This window comes from Halobacterium jilantaiense, from assembly GCF_900110535.1.
Classification (GTDB): Archaea; Halobacteriota; Halobacteria; order Halobacteriales; family Halobacteriaceae; genus Halobacterium; species Halobacterium jilantaiense.
On record NZ_FOJA01000001.1, the window covers coordinates 2,790,987 to 2,806,262 of the forward strand.

16 protein-coding genes are annotated in these 15,276 nt (G+C 69.2%); 10 read left to right on the forward strand and 6 right to left on the reverse strand.

Annotation, left to right across the window (positions count from 1 at the left end; genetic code table 11):
* Positions 1–26 precede the first annotated feature (26 nt).
* Positions 27–581 (forward strand): NAD(P)/FAD-dependent oxidoreductase, encoded by a 555-nt coding sequence (locus BMW35_RS14605; protein ID WP_089670282.1) that lies wholly within the window; start codon positions 27–29, stop codon positions 579–581.
* 6 nt (positions 582–587) lie between these two features.
* Here BMW35_RS14605 and BMW35_RS14610 read toward each other — a convergent pair whose 3' ends face one another.
* Positions 588–818 (reverse strand): DUF7542 family protein, encoded by a 231-nt coding sequence (locus tag BMW35_RS14610; RefSeq protein ID WP_089670283.1) that lies wholly within the window; start codon positions 816–818, stop codon positions 588–590.
* A 107-nt stretch (positions 819–925) separates the two neighbouring features.
* On the opposite strand from BMW35_RS14610, the gene BMW35_RS14615 reads away from it, so the two are divergent.
* The 4 genes from BMW35_RS14615 (at position 926) to BMW35_RS14630 (ending at position 5,125) form a co-directional block, all read left to right on the forward strand.
* Positions 926–1,216 carry a hypothetical protein gene (locus tag BMW35_RS14615; protein WP_089670284.1) on the forward strand — a complete coding sequence of 97 codons (291 nt, stop codon included), beginning with the start codon at positions 926–928 and terminating at the stop codon, positions 1,214–1,216.
* Between the two features lie 87 nt (positions 1,217–1,303).
* Positions 1,304–2,161, forward strand: a complete 858-nt coding sequence (locus tag BMW35_RS14620) for a DMT family transporter (RefSeq protein ID WP_089670445.1) — start codon at positions 1,304–1,306, stop codon at positions 2,159–2,161.
* Between the two features lie 109 nt (positions 2,162–2,270).
* Positions 2,271–4,322, forward strand: coding sequence for a bifunctional metallophosphatase/5'-nucleotidase (locus tag BMW35_RS14625; protein ID WP_089670285.1), 2,052 nt, complete (start codon positions 2,271–2,273; stop codon positions 4,320–4,322).
* A gap of 44 nt (positions 4,323–4,366) precedes the next feature.
* Entirely contained in the window at positions 4,367–5,125 is a 759-nt protein-coding gene (locus tag BMW35_RS14630) for a hypothetical protein (protein WP_089670286.1), read from the forward strand.
* On the opposite strand, the gene BMW35_RS14635 is transcribed toward BMW35_RS14630, so the two are convergent.
* From BMW35_RS14635 to BMW35_RS14645, 3 genes are read right to left on the reverse strand one after another with little or no spacing between them, the layout of a single operon-like run.
* Positions 5,114–5,512 (reverse strand): acyl-CoA thioesterase, encoded by a 399-nt coding sequence (locus tag BMW35_RS14635; RefSeq protein WP_089670287.1) that lies wholly within the window; start codon positions 5,510–5,512, stop codon positions 5,114–5,116. The two genes, BMW35_RS14630 and BMW35_RS14635, sit on opposite strands and share 12 nt — an antisense overlap.
* A gap of 40 nt (positions 5,513–5,552) precedes the next feature.
* The gene (locus BMW35_RS14640; RefSeq protein WP_089670288.1) at positions 5,553–6,173 is read right to left on the reverse strand and encodes a nucleotidyltransferase family protein; all 621 of its coding nucleotides are present in this window, start codon (positions 6,171–6,173) and stop codon (positions 5,553–5,555) included.
* Positions 6,170–7,384 carry a molybdopterin molybdotransferase MoeA gene (locus BMW35_RS14645; protein ID WP_089670289.1) on the reverse strand — a complete coding sequence of 405 codons (1,215 nt, stop codon included), beginning with the start codon at positions 7,382–7,384 and terminating at the stop codon, positions 6,170–6,172. Before BMW35_RS14645 ends, BMW35_RS14640 begins: the two co-directional genes overlap by 4 nt.
* 136 nt (positions 7,385–7,520) lie before the next feature.
* Between BMW35_RS14645 and BMW35_RS14650 the strand changes: the two genes are divergently transcribed.
* The 5 genes from BMW35_RS14650 to BMW35_RS14670 all read left to right on the forward strand — a co-directional run bounded on the left by BMW35_RS14650 (position 7,521) and on the right by BMW35_RS14670 (position 13,855).
* Positions 7,521–8,723, forward strand: a complete 1,203-nt coding sequence (locus BMW35_RS14650; protein WP_089670290.1) for a CaiB/BaiF CoA transferase family protein — start codon at positions 7,521–7,523, stop codon at positions 8,721–8,723.
* 38 nt (positions 8,724–8,761) lie between these two features.
* Complete coding sequence (locus tag BMW35_RS14655) at positions 8,762–9,526, forward strand: cyclase family protein (protein ID WP_089670291.1); 765 nt, start codon at positions 8,762–8,764, stop codon at positions 9,524–9,526.
* A 115-nt stretch (positions 9,527–9,641) separates the two neighbouring features.
* The gene (locus tag BMW35_RS14660) at positions 9,642–10,790 is read left to right on the forward strand and encodes an XdhC family protein (RefSeq protein ID WP_089670292.1); all 1,149 of its coding nucleotides are present in this window, start codon (positions 9,642–9,644) and stop codon (positions 10,788–10,790) included.
* A 68-nt stretch (positions 10,791–10,858) separates the two neighbouring features.
* A complete protein-coding gene (locus BMW35_RS14665; RefSeq protein ID WP_089670293.1) occupies positions 10,859–11,389 on the forward strand; it encodes a (2Fe-2S)-binding protein in 531 nt (176 codons plus the stop codon).
* Positions 11,390–13,855, forward strand: coding sequence for a xanthine dehydrogenase family protein molybdopterin-binding subunit (locus BMW35_RS14670; protein ID WP_089670294.1), 2,466 nt, complete (start codon positions 11,390–11,392; stop codon positions 13,853–13,855).
* A 15-nt stretch (positions 13,856–13,870) separates the two neighbouring features.
* Here the strand turns inward: BMW35_RS14670 and BMW35_RS14675 are convergent, their stop codons facing one another.
* Positions 13,871–14,374: an SRPBCC family protein gene (locus BMW35_RS14675; RefSeq protein ID WP_089670295.1), complete on the reverse strand. Its 504-nt coding sequence runs from the start codon at positions 14,372–14,374 to the stop codon at positions 13,871–13,873.
* Positions 14,371–15,258 carry an FAD binding domain-containing protein gene (locus tag BMW35_RS14680; protein ID WP_089670296.1) on the reverse strand — a complete coding sequence of 296 codons (888 nt, stop codon included), beginning with the start codon at positions 15,256–15,258 and terminating at the stop codon, positions 14,371–14,373. The genes BMW35_RS14675 and BMW35_RS14680 overlap by 4 nt, the downstream gene beginning before the upstream one ends.
* Positions 15,259–15,276 lie beyond the last annotated feature (18 nt).

Consider the following 15,276-nt stretch of genomic DNA (forward strand, 5'->3'; position numbering starts at 1 on the left):
TCGGCCCCCGTGTCGATTGAGTCCACATGACACACGTAGCCGTGGTCGGCGGTGGTCCCGCCGGCCTGAGCGCCGCGCTGTTCACAGCGAAAAACGACCTGGAGACCACCGTCTTCGACGCCGACGAGACGTGGATGCACAAGGCCCACCTGTTCAACTACCTCGGCATCGAGTCCGAGGACGGGACGGCGTTCGTCGAAGACGCCCGCGAGCAGGTCGCGGGCTTCGGTGTCGACTACCGGGAGACGGAAGTCACGGGCGTCAGTGAGGCCGAAGACGGCTTCACCGTCGCCACGGAAGACGGCGAGGTCGAGGCCGACTACGTCGTGCTCGCGACGGGCGCAGACCGCAGTCTCGCGGAGGACCTGGGCGCGTCGTTCACCGACGAGGACGTCGTCGACGTGGACGTGGACATGGAGACGAGCGTCCGGGGCGTGTACGCGACGGGCGCGATGGTGCGCGCCGAGGAGTGGCAGGCAATCATCGCCGCCGGGGACGGTGCCGCCGCTGCGCTGAACATCCTCTCGGCGGAGAAAGGCGAACACTTCCACGACTTCGACGTGCCCGACGACGCGGCGTAGCCGGTTTCAGACGTCGTCGCGGTAGAGTGGTGAGTCCTCGTTCGTACACTCCGGCCGCCCGCAGACGCCTGCGTCCGCGCCCGCCAGCTCGACGCCGTCGGCGACCGTCTCGATGTGCCAGTCGGCCTCGTGGCCGGCGTCTTCGTGGACGGCCAGCGCCTCCCGGGCGTCCCGCAGGCGGTCGAAGCCCGCCTCGAAGCCACACGAACACTGAACGACAGTTTCGCCGGAAGCCATGCTCACCGGTCGGGGCCGCGTCCACATAATCGTCCCGGCGGCGGCACTGCAGTCGATGGGGTCTGGCGAGCAGAAGACACTGCTCGCGGCTGTCCGAACGCCGGGATATGTCGAACGCTGCCCTCCGGCGGACGATTCGACGGACCGGTGCAGTCGTCGTGTTCGCACTCGGCGTGTTGACGATGGCGTTCGTCCAGTGGCTGACCGCTCAGGGGATTCCGCCGGACTTCCGGTCCGTGCTTGTGCCGCTGTTGTTTCTCGGGCCACTCGTCTACCTCGCCGGCAGTTTCCTCGTTGGCGGGCTGGCGACCCTCGAAGCGGGTGCGGGAGCCGACGGTGGCGGCAATCGCGAGTCGCGAGACGGTGGCAGCGAGGGGTCAGCTGACCGCGCCGAGTAGCCGTTTCTCGCTACCGGGACCCGAATTGCTATCCGGGCCGGAGTGCGTCGTGGAGACGTGAGCGCGACGGAACCCCGAGTGTCGCCGATGGCCGGGCTGGCGGTGGCCGTCGTGGCGGTGTCGACGAGCGCCATCCTGGTGGACGTGAGCGACGCGCCGAGCCTCGTGAAGGCGGTGTGGCGCGTGGTGTTCATGACGGCGCTGGTCGCGCCGTTCGCCGTCCGGGAGCGCGACCAGTTCGAGTCGATCTCCGGGACGGACTGGGTGCTGGTGACCGTCTCCGGAGTGCTGCTAGCCGGCCACTTCGCGGCGTGGTTCGCGTCCATCGACTACACGAGCATCGCGGCGTCGACGACGCTCGTCCAGACGCAGCCGGCGTTCGTCGCCGTGGGCGCGTGGCTGCTGCTCGACGAGCGCGTGACCGCACGTGTCGCGGGCGGCATCGTCGTCGCCATCGCGGGGTCCGTGTTGCTGTCGGCCGGCGGGCTGCTGGGCGGCGCGACGGCCGGCCCGAATCCGTCGCTCGGGAACGCGCTGGCGGTGCTCGGCGCGGCGTCGGCCGCGGGCTACGTGCTGGCGGGGCGGTCGGTGCGCCAGCGGCTCTCGCTGGCACCGTACGTGTTCGTCGTCTACGGCGTCTGCGCGGCGACGCTGGTTGCGGTGGCCGTCTGGCAGGGGACGCCGCTTGCGGGGTACGCGGCCCACGAGTGGGTGCTGTTCCTCGGGATGGCTGTCGGTCCCGGGCTGTTCGGGCACACGGTCATCAACTGGGCGCTGAAGTACGTGGAGTCGAGTGTCGTCAGCGTCTCCCTGCTCGGGGAGCCGGTCGGGAGCGCGGTGCTCGCGCTCGTCCTGCTCGCGGAGGTGCCGGGGCCGTTTACTGTCGTCGGTGGTGCGGTCATCCTCGTCGGTATCGCCGTCACCGCGACCGGCCGGAACACGTGACTAGAGTATACACAAACGTGCATTTTTCCACCACTGCTGAGAGCAAATGCCGAATATATAGACACGAATGAGCAATGCTTATGCAGTGCGTTTCTAACTACGTACCTGCATGCGAAAAGCGACGACGCTACTCGTTGCGGCGCTGGTCGTGCTGTCGGCGGCAGCCCCGGCAGCAGCGGCCGCAGCACCCGCCGACGCCCCCACCGAAGACGCGGGGACGACGGTCGCTACGGGTGTGACGACTCAGGCGAACAACTCTACTGTAACACTGCTCTCCTACAACGACATCCAGACCGCGGCCGCCCAGAACGGGACGGTGCCGCGGCTGGCGACGCTCGTCGACGAGCGCCGCGCCGCCCACGACAACCCCACGTTCGTGTTCGGCGCTGGCGACGAGGTCAGCCCGCACTCGCTGTCTCCGCTCACGCAGTGGCGGACGCCAGTCGACGTGCTGAACGAGATTCAGCCGGACGCCGAGGGCATCGGCAACCACGACCTCGACTTCGGCTTCGAGGCCGTCGGGAACTTCTCCGAGGCGTCGGAGTTCCCGTGGCTGATGGCGAACATCGTCGACAGCGAAACCGGTGACCCCATCCCCGGCACAGAGCCGTACACGGTCGTCGAGAAGCAGGGCGTGAGCGTCGGCGTCATCGGTCTCGCCGACCAGAAGATCAAGGGCAAGACCGCAGTCGACTTCGCCGAGCAGGGCTACGAGCTCCGGGACTACAGCGAAGTCGGCAGCAAGTACGCCGCCCAACTGAAAGAAGACGAGAACGTCGACGTGGTCGTCGCGCTCGGCCACTTCGGCGTGCCGGTCGCGAAGGACTTCGCGAACAGCACCGAGAATGTCGACGTGGTGCTGGTCGGCGACGACGAAATCGTCTACCCGCCGGCGGAGACCGACGGCGTCGTCATCAGCGAGGCCGAGGCCCGCGCGAACTACGTCGGTGAACTCAACCTCACCGTCTCGAACGGCGAGGTCGCCGACTGGGACGGCCGGCTCATCTCCACCGAGAACTCCACGAAAGACGCGAACGTCTCGGACATCATCGAGACGGCGCGCGGCGACGAACTCTCGAAGGTCGCCGGGCAGAGCGAGGTGAAACTCGACGCGCGGTTCGCGTCGAACTACCACGACGAGACGAACCTCGGGAACCTCGTCGGCGACGCGTTCCTCGCGCAGACCGGTGCGGACGTCGCCATCACGAACGCGGGCGGCATCCGGTCGAACGGCCAGTACGGCCCCGGCAACATCACCGCCGGTGACGTGTACAACATGCTGCCGTTCAACAACCACCTGACGACGGTCGAGCTCACTGGCAGCGAAATCGAGTCGCTGCTCGCCAGCCAGGTCGTCACGCTGGAGAGCGAGACCGGCCAGCAGTACGACGCCGAGTCCCAGCTCCAGGTCGGCGGTGTCACCTACGAGTGGTACACCCACAACGACACCGAGGACGCCATTCGCGACATCTACGTCGGCGGGGAGCCGGTCGACCCCGACGCCACCTACGAGGTCACCGTGAACTCGTACATGGCGGGCTGGGAGGGCTCCGTGCTGACGAACGCGACGCTCGTGAACGAGGACTACACGATGTACGGCACGGCGCTGTACGACTACATCGAGTCCCAGGACACCGTCGCGCCCGAGGGCGAGGACCGCATCCGGCGCGTCGACAGCGAGGTCGATGCCGGCACGGTCGAACTCGATGGTGAGGACGACGTCGTCGTGTCCTTCGAGAAGCCGACCGCGGAGAACGCGACGACCGTCGACACCGAGAGCTTCTACGCGCTGAACGGCCAGAACGAGCGCGTGAACGCGTCCAGCGCCTCGGTCGAGGACGGCACGGTCGCAGTCACGTTCGCGGACAGCGACCTCCAGACGCTCGCCGACGGCGGCGACGTCGAAGTGTACGGCAACTACGCCGTCGAGGGCCGCGAGCGCCCGTACTTCGACAGCTCCGTCGTCAACGCCGACGTGACGGCCGAGTCCGCCCAAGAGACGACGACCGCGGCCGAGACGAGTACGACCGCAGCGTCGACGACTGCGGCCCAGACGACCACCGAGAGCGACGACGAGTCCGGCAGCAGCGCGCCCGGCTTCGGTGCCGGCGCGGCCGCCGTCGCGGTCCTCGGTGCCGCGCTGCTCGCGCTCCGCGAGTAACGCCGCGCCCACGTTTTATCTGCGTCGCCTCGGTAGCTACGGCTATGAGTGCGTCCGACGACGCGTCGGGCCCGACACTGCAGGCGATCGTTCGCCGAGTGGAGGGCGACGAAGCGACGCTCACGCTGTTCAACGACGACGTGAACCGGGAGGAGTTGGCGGCGCTCCAGTCGTACTTCGACGTACAGACGGTGTCGTTCCGGCGCGGCCGGACCGAAGACGGGCTGCCCCGGAACTTCCTCGTGTTGCACGACGACGAGGAGTTCCGGGCGGCCGCGAGCCTCGCCGACGTCTTTCCCGCTATCGACCCGAACTCGTCGATGCTGGCCGCGTCCGAGCCCGATGGCATCGAGTATCCGGACTTACTCCGGGAAATCGACCAGAGCGTCTTCACCGACTACGGCCGGCGGCGGATGACGGTGGCGTCCCGGGAAATCGAGGAGCACGCCTACCGCCACGGCGGCCGGCTCCACGCCGGATTCCAGTCGCTGTCGAACGCGAAACCACAGGAGCGGCTCTACCGCAACCTCGCGGCAGCCGACGACGTCGAGACCCACCTCTACGGGGCGGGTGACTGGACGCCGCCGGGCGACCACGTCCTCCACGAGTCCGACGACCCCGAGATTCTGCGGTCGTGGTTCGTGGTGCTGGACGCGCCCGACGACCGCGACAAGCGAGCGCTGCTGGCCGAGGAGCGAGACGACGGCCGATTCTACGGCTTCTGGGCGTACGACCCAGACATCGTGGCCGTGATTCTCGACCGCTTGACCGCATTCCCGCCGACTGCGGGGTCAGGCCTCTAAGTCGTCGATGGCGTCCCGCCAGTCCTGGGGGACGCGGCGGGTGCCGCTGCCGTCGGGTTCGAGCGCGACCTGCGTGGTCTCGCCCTCGACGGCGACGCCGTCGTCGTCTCGAATCTCGTAGGCCATCGTGAAACTGGAGTCGCCGACCTCGGTCACGGACGCCGCGACCTCGACTTCGTCGGCGAACTGGACGGGTCGCCGGAAGTCGACTTCGAGGTTGGCGACGACCATGTTGAGTTCCATCGGCGGGACGCCGAGTCCCTCAGTGAGGTACGAGAACCGGGCTTCCTCCATGTACGTCACGTAGACGGCGTTGTTGACGTGCCCCATCGTGTCGTGGTCCTGATAACGCACGTCGACCGTCTCGGTGAACGCGAACTCCGTCATCACCGAATCTGCCGGCCGGCGGACGCATAACGCCCGCGGTTCAGGCGAGGTCGTCGGGCTTGTCGACATCCCGCCGCACCCCGGAATCACCGGTCGCGACGACCGCGGCGTCGTCGGCGTCGAGCAGCACGCGCCGGCCGCCGGTGTCTCCCGAGATGTCCGCGAGCGCGTCGAAGTGCTCGGCGGCGAACAGCACGGGGTTGCCGCGCTGGCCGTCGTGGCCGGCTGCGAGCGCGGAGCGTCCGGTCGCGTCGAACGCCGCCGCGAGCGCGTCGACGCTCGCCGGGTCGACGTAGGGCATGTCGCCGAGAGCGAAGACGGCGGCGTCCGGGTCGGCGGTCTGTCGGAGGTGGTCGACGGCCCGCCGGACCGACGACGCCTGCCCCGTCTCGTAGTCCGGGTTCGCCACGAGGTCGACCGGGAGCCCGTCGAGTGCGTCCCGGACGCGGTCGGCGTCACAGCCAAGCACGACCGTCACGGAGTCCAGGCTCGCGCCCAGGAGCGTTCGGGCGCTCCGTCGGACCATCGGTTCGCCGTCGACGGCTTCGAGGAGCTTGTTCGCGTCCCCGTACCGGCTGCTGGTGCCGGCGGCGAGCAGGACGCCGGCGACGGTCGAATCGCCGTCTCGCTCGCTCGGCGGGTCGACGACCGGGAGGCTCATTCGACGGACTCGTAGCGGACCACGCGGACCTGCTCGCCGGCGTCGAGACCGGATTCGGTGAGCACGAAGCCGTCGGCCCGCGTCGTGCGCGTGCTCGACGAGAGCACGCTCGGGTCGAACGTGTCCTCGTAGACGGCCAGCGGCGAGCCGACGTGCCCGAGCGGGGTCGCCGTCTCGTCGTCGAGCGTCACGGGGATTGCGTACTCGAAGCCGGAGGGCCCGAGGTCGAGGTCGACTGGGAACTCCGCAGGGACCGTCGGGAGGTCGGTTCGGCCGGTGAAGAACGGCCGCGCGACGAGCGTCGTGATGGTGTGTGCGCCGACCGGCTTGCCGGGGACGGCGAGCGCCGTCGCGTCGAACTCCGGCAGGTCCGCCATCGCGATTGGTTTCCCGGGGCGGACGGCGACCCGGTGGAAGTCGAGGTCGCCCAGTTCGTCGAGCACCCGAATCGCGTAGTCTTTCTTCCCGACGCTAGTGCCGCCCGTCGTCACCACCACGTCGTGTTCGGCGGCGAGGTCGGCGACCCGCTCCTCGACGGTGTCGTAGTCGTCGGGAACGGTTCCCTCGTAGGTGGCGTCGTGGCCCCAGGACTCGACGAGGCCCGCGAGCATGGGGGAGTCCAAGTCGTCGATACGACCCTCGTGAATCTCGGTGCCGGTCGCCAGCAGCCCCACGGAGAGCCGCTCGCGGACCGCGACCGCTTCGACGCCGAGGTCCCGGAGCAGGATGGCGTCCTTCGGAGAGAGGCGTTCGCCGGCGGCAAACAACTCCTCGCCGGCTTCGACGTTGCTCCCGCGCTCGTAGACGTACGTCCCCGAGGAGAGGTCGGTGCCGGTGAGTTCGCCACCTTCGGTGGACGCTTCTTCGACTTTGAGCACGGCGTTCGCGTGCTCGGGGACGGGTGCGCCGGTGGCGATTCTGACCGCCTCGCCGGCGTCGAGGCTGCCCGGGTCGTCCTCGGGGAACACCTCGCGGTCGACCACGTCGAGGGGGTAGTCCTCGGTGGCGTCGAGGGCGTAGCCGTCCATCGTCGCGTAGCTGTACGGCGGCTGGTCCTCGCTGGCGGCGACGGGCTCGGCGAGCACGCGGCCGGCGAGGGCGTCGATCGAGACGCGTTCGGTGTCGAGGCGGTCGAGTGCGCGCGAGCGCTGCGCGAGGACGCGCTCGACGGCGTCCGCCCGGGGCACGAGGTCGGCGTGGTCGTGGGCCATGTTCGCTCGGTACGACCGCAACGGGTAATGCGTTGTCCCCCCGGCAGTGGGCTCCAGCCGGAACTGGGACCGACCGCCGGCTCGCGGTCCCGGGGCTCGCAATGATTTATGCCGCCGTCGCGCAACTGGTGTGGGTATGACTCACGATGGACGCGCACTCGACGGCGTCACCGTCCTCGACCTGAGCACGTTCGTCACCGGCGGGTTCTGCTCGCTGATGCTCGCCAACCAGGGGGCCGAGGTCGTCAAGGTGGAGCGCCCGGACGCGGGCGACGACAACCGCCACTCCGGCCCGCCGTTCGTCGACGGGGAGTCGCCGTACTTCTGGACCGTCAACTACGGGAAGCGCAGCGTCGAACTGGACCTCAAGACCGAGGCGGGGCTGGCGGCCCTCTACGACCTCGCCGAGGAGGCAGACGTCTTCATCCAGAACTACCGGCCGGGCACCGCGGAGAGACTGCGCGTCGCTGACGACGACATCCGCGAGGTCAACGAGGACATCGTCTACTGCGCCATCTCGGCGTTCGGCCAGACGGGGCCGTGGAGCCAGCGCCCGGGCTACGACCTGCTCGTCCAGGGGATGAGCGGCATCATGTCCGTGACCGGCGAGCCCGACAGCGACCCGGTGAAGGTCGGGCTGCCCCAGACCGACCTCATCACGGGCATGTGGGCGGCGTTCGGCATCGTCACGGCGCTCTACCGGCGCGCGCTCACCGGCGAGGGCGACTCCCTCGAACTCGGCATGCTGGACGCCACGCTGCCGTGGCTCACGAAGCAGGCGGGGCAGGTGTTCGTCGGCGAGGAGCCCGAGCGCATGGGCACGAGAGACCCCGTGCTCGCGCCCTACCAGACGTTCGAGACGGCGGACGGCCACCTCAACGTCGCGTGCCTGAACCAGAAGCTCTGGCGGGCGTTCTGCGAGACCATCGACCGCCCCGAACTCGCGGACGACGAGCGCTTCGAGACGAACGCGGACCGCGTCGAGCACATGGACGCCCTCGAAGCGGAACTGCAGGCGGAACTCGAACAGCGGACGACCGAGGAGTGGATGGAGATTCTGGTCGAGGACGCCGGCATCCCGGCCGGCCCCGTCTACTCCGTCGAGGAGGCGCTGCACAACGAGCAGACCGAGGCCCGCGGGATGGTGACCGAGATGGACGCCCGCGGGAAGACCATCCCCGTCGTCGAACACCCCCTGAACTACGAGCGGGCGGAGACCGGCTTCGAGTCGCCGCCGCCGGAACTCGGTGAGCACAACCGCGAGGTGTTCGCGGAGCTCGGCTACAGCGACGCCGAAATCGACGCGCTCGCGGACGCCGGCGTTTTCGGTAGTGATTGACACACACGCTTAAGGCGCTCTCTCGCCTCGGTGGTCTCATGCTCGACGGCTACGAGATGCACGACCTGACCCAGCCGTGGTCGCAGGACACGCCGGCGTGGCCGACCTATGACAACCCGAAAATCTGGTACGAGAAGTCACTGGACACGGAGAAGGTGAACGGCCAGAAGATCGAGTTCATGAACCACACGGGCACCCACCTCGACGGCGAGAAGCACTTCATCGCCCACGGCCGGGACATCGAGAGCATGCCCCTCGACGAGCTCGTCGGCGACGCCGTCGTGGCGGACATCTCCGACAAGGTCGGGGACTACGACGTCTACACCTCCGACATGGTCGAGGACGTCTGCGACGTGCAGAAGGGCGACATCCTCTTCGTCCACACGGGCTACCAGCAGTACGCCTGGCACCGCGAGGAAGCCGACCCGCACGCGTTCTTCTGCAAGCACCCCGGCCCGAATCAGGAGTTCGCCGACTGGTGCAAGGAGATGGACCTGGAGTACCTGATTCTGGACTGCGGGAGCGCCGACCACCCGATGAACACCGTCATCCGGGACGTCCGGCCGGAACTCGCCGCCGAAGCCCGCGAGAAACACGGCGTCGACGACCTGGACGAGATTTTCCCGCCTGAGGGCTACCAGCTCATGCACACCGAGCTGTTCCCGGAGGGCATCGTCCACGTGGAGAACGCCCAGGTACCCCAGGAGCTCCTCAACGAGCGCGTCCAGATCGGGACCTTCCCGTGGCGGTTCCGGGGCGGCGAGTCCTCGGTCTGTCGCTGCGTCGCGTTCACCGAGGCGTAGGGCCGCGACCCGGACCGGCTGTTCTCGGCGGTGTCACCGGGACGAGAGACACGTCTGGACCGACCCGGGCAGACCCGTGGAAAGGTGTATGTGTTGTCGGTTGGAAACTGGTAGCATGGACCGAGACGACCCGTGGAGCGTGACCGACCGCAGCATCCACGACACGCTGGCTGCGCTCCGGGACGAGGAGGCGAACGCGGCCGTCGCGACCGTGGTGGACGTCGAGGGCTCGGCGTACCGGCGGCCGGGCGCGAAGCTGCTGGCACCGGCGGACGGCGACGCGCTGGGTGCCGTCACGGCCGGCTGCCTCGACGGCCCGGTGAACAGTCTCGCCGCCGACGTGCGGGACTCCGGGACGGCGACCGTGGAGACGTTCGACCTGACCGACGGCGAGGAGTGGGGGCTGGGCCTCGGCTGCAACGGCATCATCGACCTGCTCGTCGACCCGCTGGACGACTCCTACGACCCGCTGCTGGACGCGCTCGCCGACCACGAGGCCGCGACCGCGCTGACCGTCGTGCGGAGCGCGGACCCCGAGGTCCCGGTGGGGTCGCGGACGACCGTCACCGCCGACGGTGACGCGTCGGGGAGCGACCGGCCGGGCGTCCCCGAGGACGCGCTCGACTCGCTGCGGGCGGCCGCCGAGGACGCGATGGCGGAGGGGACCAGCGGCGTCGTCACTGTCGAACGCGAAGCCGGCGTCCTCGACGTGTTCGTCGACGGGGTCGAGCCGGCACCCGAACTGCTGTTGTTCGGCTCGCAGAACGACGCGAAGACGGTCGCGAAGTTCGGCGCGGCCGCTGGGTTCCGCGTGACGGTGGCGTCCTCGCGAGGGGCGCGCGCGGACGGCGAGCAGTTCCCGGACGCCCACCGCGTCGTCGCCACGCACCCGACGGAGGTGGCCGAGCACGTGCAGGCACCCGAGCGGACGTACGCGGTCCTGATGTCGCACAACCTCGTGGACGACCGGCTCGCGCTGGAGGCGCTGCTGCGGGACACTGCCGTCCCGTACGTCGGCCTGATGGGGCCGCGCGAGCGCTTCGACGAGCTCCGCGACGCGCTCGCCGGCGACGACGTGGCCTTGACCCAGTCTGAACTCGACCGGGTGTCGACGCCCGTCGGCCTGGACCTCGGCGACGGCAGCCCCACCGGCATCGCGTTGAGCATCGTGGCGGAGGCGACGGCGGTCGCGAACGACGCCGCCGGCGGTCGGCTCCGCGAGCAGTCCGGGCACATCCATCCGCGCGTCGACCCCTCCACGTGAGTGTCAGCGGGCCGTTGCCCCGAATTCCGACGAAACAATAATGAGCAACCCTCTCGACCGTCTCTTACATGAGTAGTGAGAACGTTTCGCATGGCCTCGACCGGCCAACGCGGGAGGTGACGCTCTCCGTGAATGGCGAGACGGTCGCCGCCGAGGTCGAACCCCGGCTCAAGCTCTCGGACTTCCTCCGCGAAGAGTGCGGTCTCCGCGGGGTGCGCGTCGGCTGCGAGCACGGCGTCTGTGGTGCCTGCACGGTCCTCGTCGACGGCCGGTCGACGAAGAGCTGTCTCACGTACGCCGTGCAGGTCGAGGGCGCGGAAGTCCTCACCGTCGAGGGGCTCTCCGAAGACGGCGACCTCCACCCAATCCAGGAGGCCTTCCATCAGGAACACGCGCTCCAGTGTGGCTTCTGCACGAGCGGGTTCGTGATGGCGACCAAGGAACTGCTCGACCGCGAGTCCGACCCCGACCGCGAGGCAATCGAGGCGGGGCTGGCCGACAACATCTGTCGCTGCACGGGCTACCAGAACATCTACGACGCCGTCGACCGCGCGGCGGCCGAACTCGCCGACGCGGACTACCCCCGGGGTGGGGACTGAATGTCGGGCGCGGAGCCACACAGCGAGGCTGCGCCCGGCGAGGACGTCGAGACCGAGCGGGAGTCGTTCGTCGGCACCGGCCTGGCGCGCGTCGAGGACCGCCGCATTCTCACCGGAGACGCCGAGTACATCCACGACAAGGCACCGGCGAACGCCGTCCACATGGCGTTGGCGCGCAGCGTCCACCCCCACGCCACCATCGTGGACGTGGACACGAGCGCGGCCGAAGCCCACCCGGACTGCCTCGCGGTGGTCACGGGCGAGGACCTGCAGGCCGAGTACAATCCGATGCCCTGTGGCCTCAACGAGTTCGAGGAGTGGTCGCTGGCCGTCGACAAGGTGCGGTTCGTCGGCGAACCGGTCGTCGCGGTAGTGGCACCCGACCGATACGCCGCCGAGGACCTCGTGGACCTCGTGAACATCGAGTACGAGCAACACGACCCGGTCGTGGACGCGATGGACGCCCGCGAGGACGAGACGCTCGTCCACGAGGACGTCGGCACGAACGTCCCGGACGGCGAGACCATGGAGTTCGGTGACGTGGACGAGGCCTTCGATGAGGCCGACAACGTCCTCGAAGGCGAGTACTCGTGGGGCCGCATCTCCGGCGTCCCGCTGGAGACCGCGGGCGTGGTCGCCGAGTACGACCCCGACGGCGACGCCTTCGACGTGGACTGCAACATCCAGTTGCACACGCTCGTCGACGACACGGTCTACGAGACGCTGGGCTACCCGCCCGAGAAAGTCAATCTGGCGGTGCCGCCGGACGTCGGCGGCAGCTTCGGGACCAAAATCGCAATCCATCGGTACTGCGTGCTCGCGTCCGTCGCTTCCCAGATGCTGGACGGCCGCCCGGTGAAGTTCGTGGAGGACCGCGTCGAGAACCTCCAGGGCGGCGACATGGCCTCCTCGGACCGCGAGTATCGGGTGCGGCTGGCCTACGACGACGACGGTACCATCCGGGGCGTCGACACGTGGTTCGTCGACGACTTCGGCGCGTTCCCCCGGTACCCCGTGAATCAGGCGCTGAAGCCGCTCTCGGTGGTGACCAACGCCTACGACGTGGACCACGTCCGGTACGACTACGAGATCGTGACGACGAACAAGACGAGCCAGACCGCCTACCGGGGGTTCGGCGTGCCCGCGCACCTCCACGCTCTGGAGATGGCCGTCGACGAGATGGCCCACGAACTCGGCGTCGACCCCGTCGACGTTCGGCAGGCGAACCTCGTTCAGCCCGACCAGATGCCGCACACGATTCCGACCGGGAACGTCTACGACTCCGGTGACTTCCCGGCGGCCCTCGACCGCATCCAGGACATCGTCGAGGAGGCGGAGGTCTGCGAGGGCGGCCTGCTCGACCCCGAGGTCGTCGAGGCGAAGCGCGACGAGGGGAAGTACCGCGGCGTGAGCTACACCGTCCACATCGAACCCGGCGTCTCGGGGTCGGACTGGACGGACCGCCAGCGCACCGAGAAGGGGGCCCTCGAGGAGCGCGAGCGCGAGGACGTGGCGGAACTCCCCGAACACCTCCGCATCGACCTCCACGAGGACGGCACGGTCAAGGCCTCCCTCGCCACGGACACGTCCGGCCAGGGCCACCAGACGCTCGTCACGCAGTTGCTCGCGGACGAACTCGGCGTGCTCCCGAGCGCCGTCGAGGTCGGCTACCTCGACAGCGTGACGGCACCGACCGAGTACGGCACCGCCGCCTCCCGGATGGCGGTGATGCTCTCGGGCGCGACGGAGGGCGCGGCCGCGGAACTCCGGGACAACTGCCGGCAGCTCGCCGCCGAGGAGGCGTTCGGGTCGGCCCGCGACGACATCGTCTACCGCGACGGCGGCGTCGAGTGCCAGCGGTCCGGCGACCGTCTCGACCTCGCCGACCTCGCCGACCTCGACCGCGGCCGCGGTCAGCGACTCACGCGCGTCCAGTACGACTACGACCACCCGACGACCGAGCTCCCCGAGTTCGACGAGGCGCTCACGAAGAAGCTCCCGGTCTACCCGACGGCCGCGTTCGCGGCGAACGCGCCCATCGTCGAGGTGGACACGAGGACCGGCGAGGTGGACATCCTGAAGTTCTACTCGCTGCGGGACTGCGGCACCCGACTCAACCCCACCATCGTCGACGGGCAGGCCCACGGCGGGCTCGCACAGGGCGTCGGCGCTGCGCTCATGGAGGAGTTCCAGTACGACGACGAGGGCCAGCCCAAGGCAATCACGATGTTCGAGTACCTCCTGCCGTCGACGGCGAACATGCCGGACATCGAGCTAGAGCACTCCGAGACGCCGTCGCCGTTCACCGCGACCGGCGCGAAAGGCACGGGCGAGGGCGGCATGATAGACGGGCCCGCCGCCATCGCGTCCTCGATAAACGCCGCGCTCCGCGAGTTCGACTTCGTCGCGGACCAGATTCCGATGACGCCACACCGCGTCCGGCGTCGGCTCCGGGACGAGGAGTAGTCGCCGGGAGCGCCGTCACTCGTCGAGGCTCGCCGCCGCGTCCGGTTTCTCCGAGATTTTGGACTCCGCGGGAACGCCCTCGTCGGCGAGCGCTTCGAGGTCCGCGAAGAAGTTGCTCACGAGGCGGTCGGCGACGCTGCCGAGCGCGCGCTGGCCGAGGCTCGCGATGAGCCCGGAGACGGCGGTTTCGGCGTGCCAGGTGGCGTGCGTGCCGCCGTCCTCGCGTTCTTCGAGGGTCATCTCCGCGACCGCCTCGAAGGAGTTCCGGGAGGCGTCGCCGCCTGCATTCATCACCAGCTTGTGGGGGCGGTCGGCCTCCACGACCACCATGTCCACGTCGAAGGTCGGTTTCACGCTGCCGACGCCGACGGAGACGGTGGCGGACAGCTCGGAGTCGGACTCCTGCTCGATGTGGTCGCAGCCCGGCGCGCACTGCGCCAGAATCCCGGGGTCAGTGAAGTAGTGCCACAGTTCGGCTGGGGGGTGTTCCGACTCGAAGTCGCCTGAGAATTCTATCATCGTGTCGCTCGCTCGTGGGCTGTTCGCAGGGAACGACGGGTGTACTCGCCGGCCAGTTCTTCCTTCCACTCCTCGTCGGCGTGCATCTCCGGCGACGGGTCGGCCGCCTCGATGGCGGCCTCGGCGGCCGCGTCGACGCCGTCGTCGAGCGGCCCGCCCTCTAGGGCGTCCTCGGCATCGGGGACGTGCAGCGGGACGTCGGCGACGTTCGCCAGCGCCACCCGCGCCTCCTCGATAGTCGGCTCCTCGGCCTCGGGGTCGTCGACCCGCAGCGCCGTCGCGGCGCTCACCGTCGGGAACGTCTGCGCGCCGCGTTTCAGTTCCTCGAAGGCCGTGCCCGTGCGCTCGACGGGGAACGGCTCGCGGTCGATGGTGACGCCCGTGACCAGTTCCTCGGGGCCGAGGTCGGTGAACATGTACGCGACGAAGAACTCGCGGGCGGGCACGGTGCGCTCCTCGTCGGCCGAGGTCAGGTGGAGGTCCGCGTCGAGCGCGACGAACGCCGTCGGGTAGTTCCCGGCGGGGTCGGCCTCGGCGACGCTGCCGCCGACCGTCCCGCGGTTCCGGACCGACGGCCCCGCGATCTGTTCGGCGGACTCGGGCACCATCTCCACGGCCTCGCGGAGGTCGTCGTCGAACTCCAGGTCGCGGTGCGTGGTCATCGCCCCGATTTCGACCGCCTCGTGGCCGACGGTGACGCCCGAGAGCGCGTCGACCTGCCCGAGGTCGACGAGGTGGTCCGGCGTGGCGAGGCGGTTCGCCATGATGATGCCGAGGCTCTGGTTGCCCGCGAGGAGTTCGGCGTCGTGGCCGAGGTCGGCGAGGAGGGCGGTCGCTTCCTCGACCGTCGTCGGGCGGTGGTACTCGAAGGCGGCCGGTTTCATGGGGGTCGACCTCCGGCG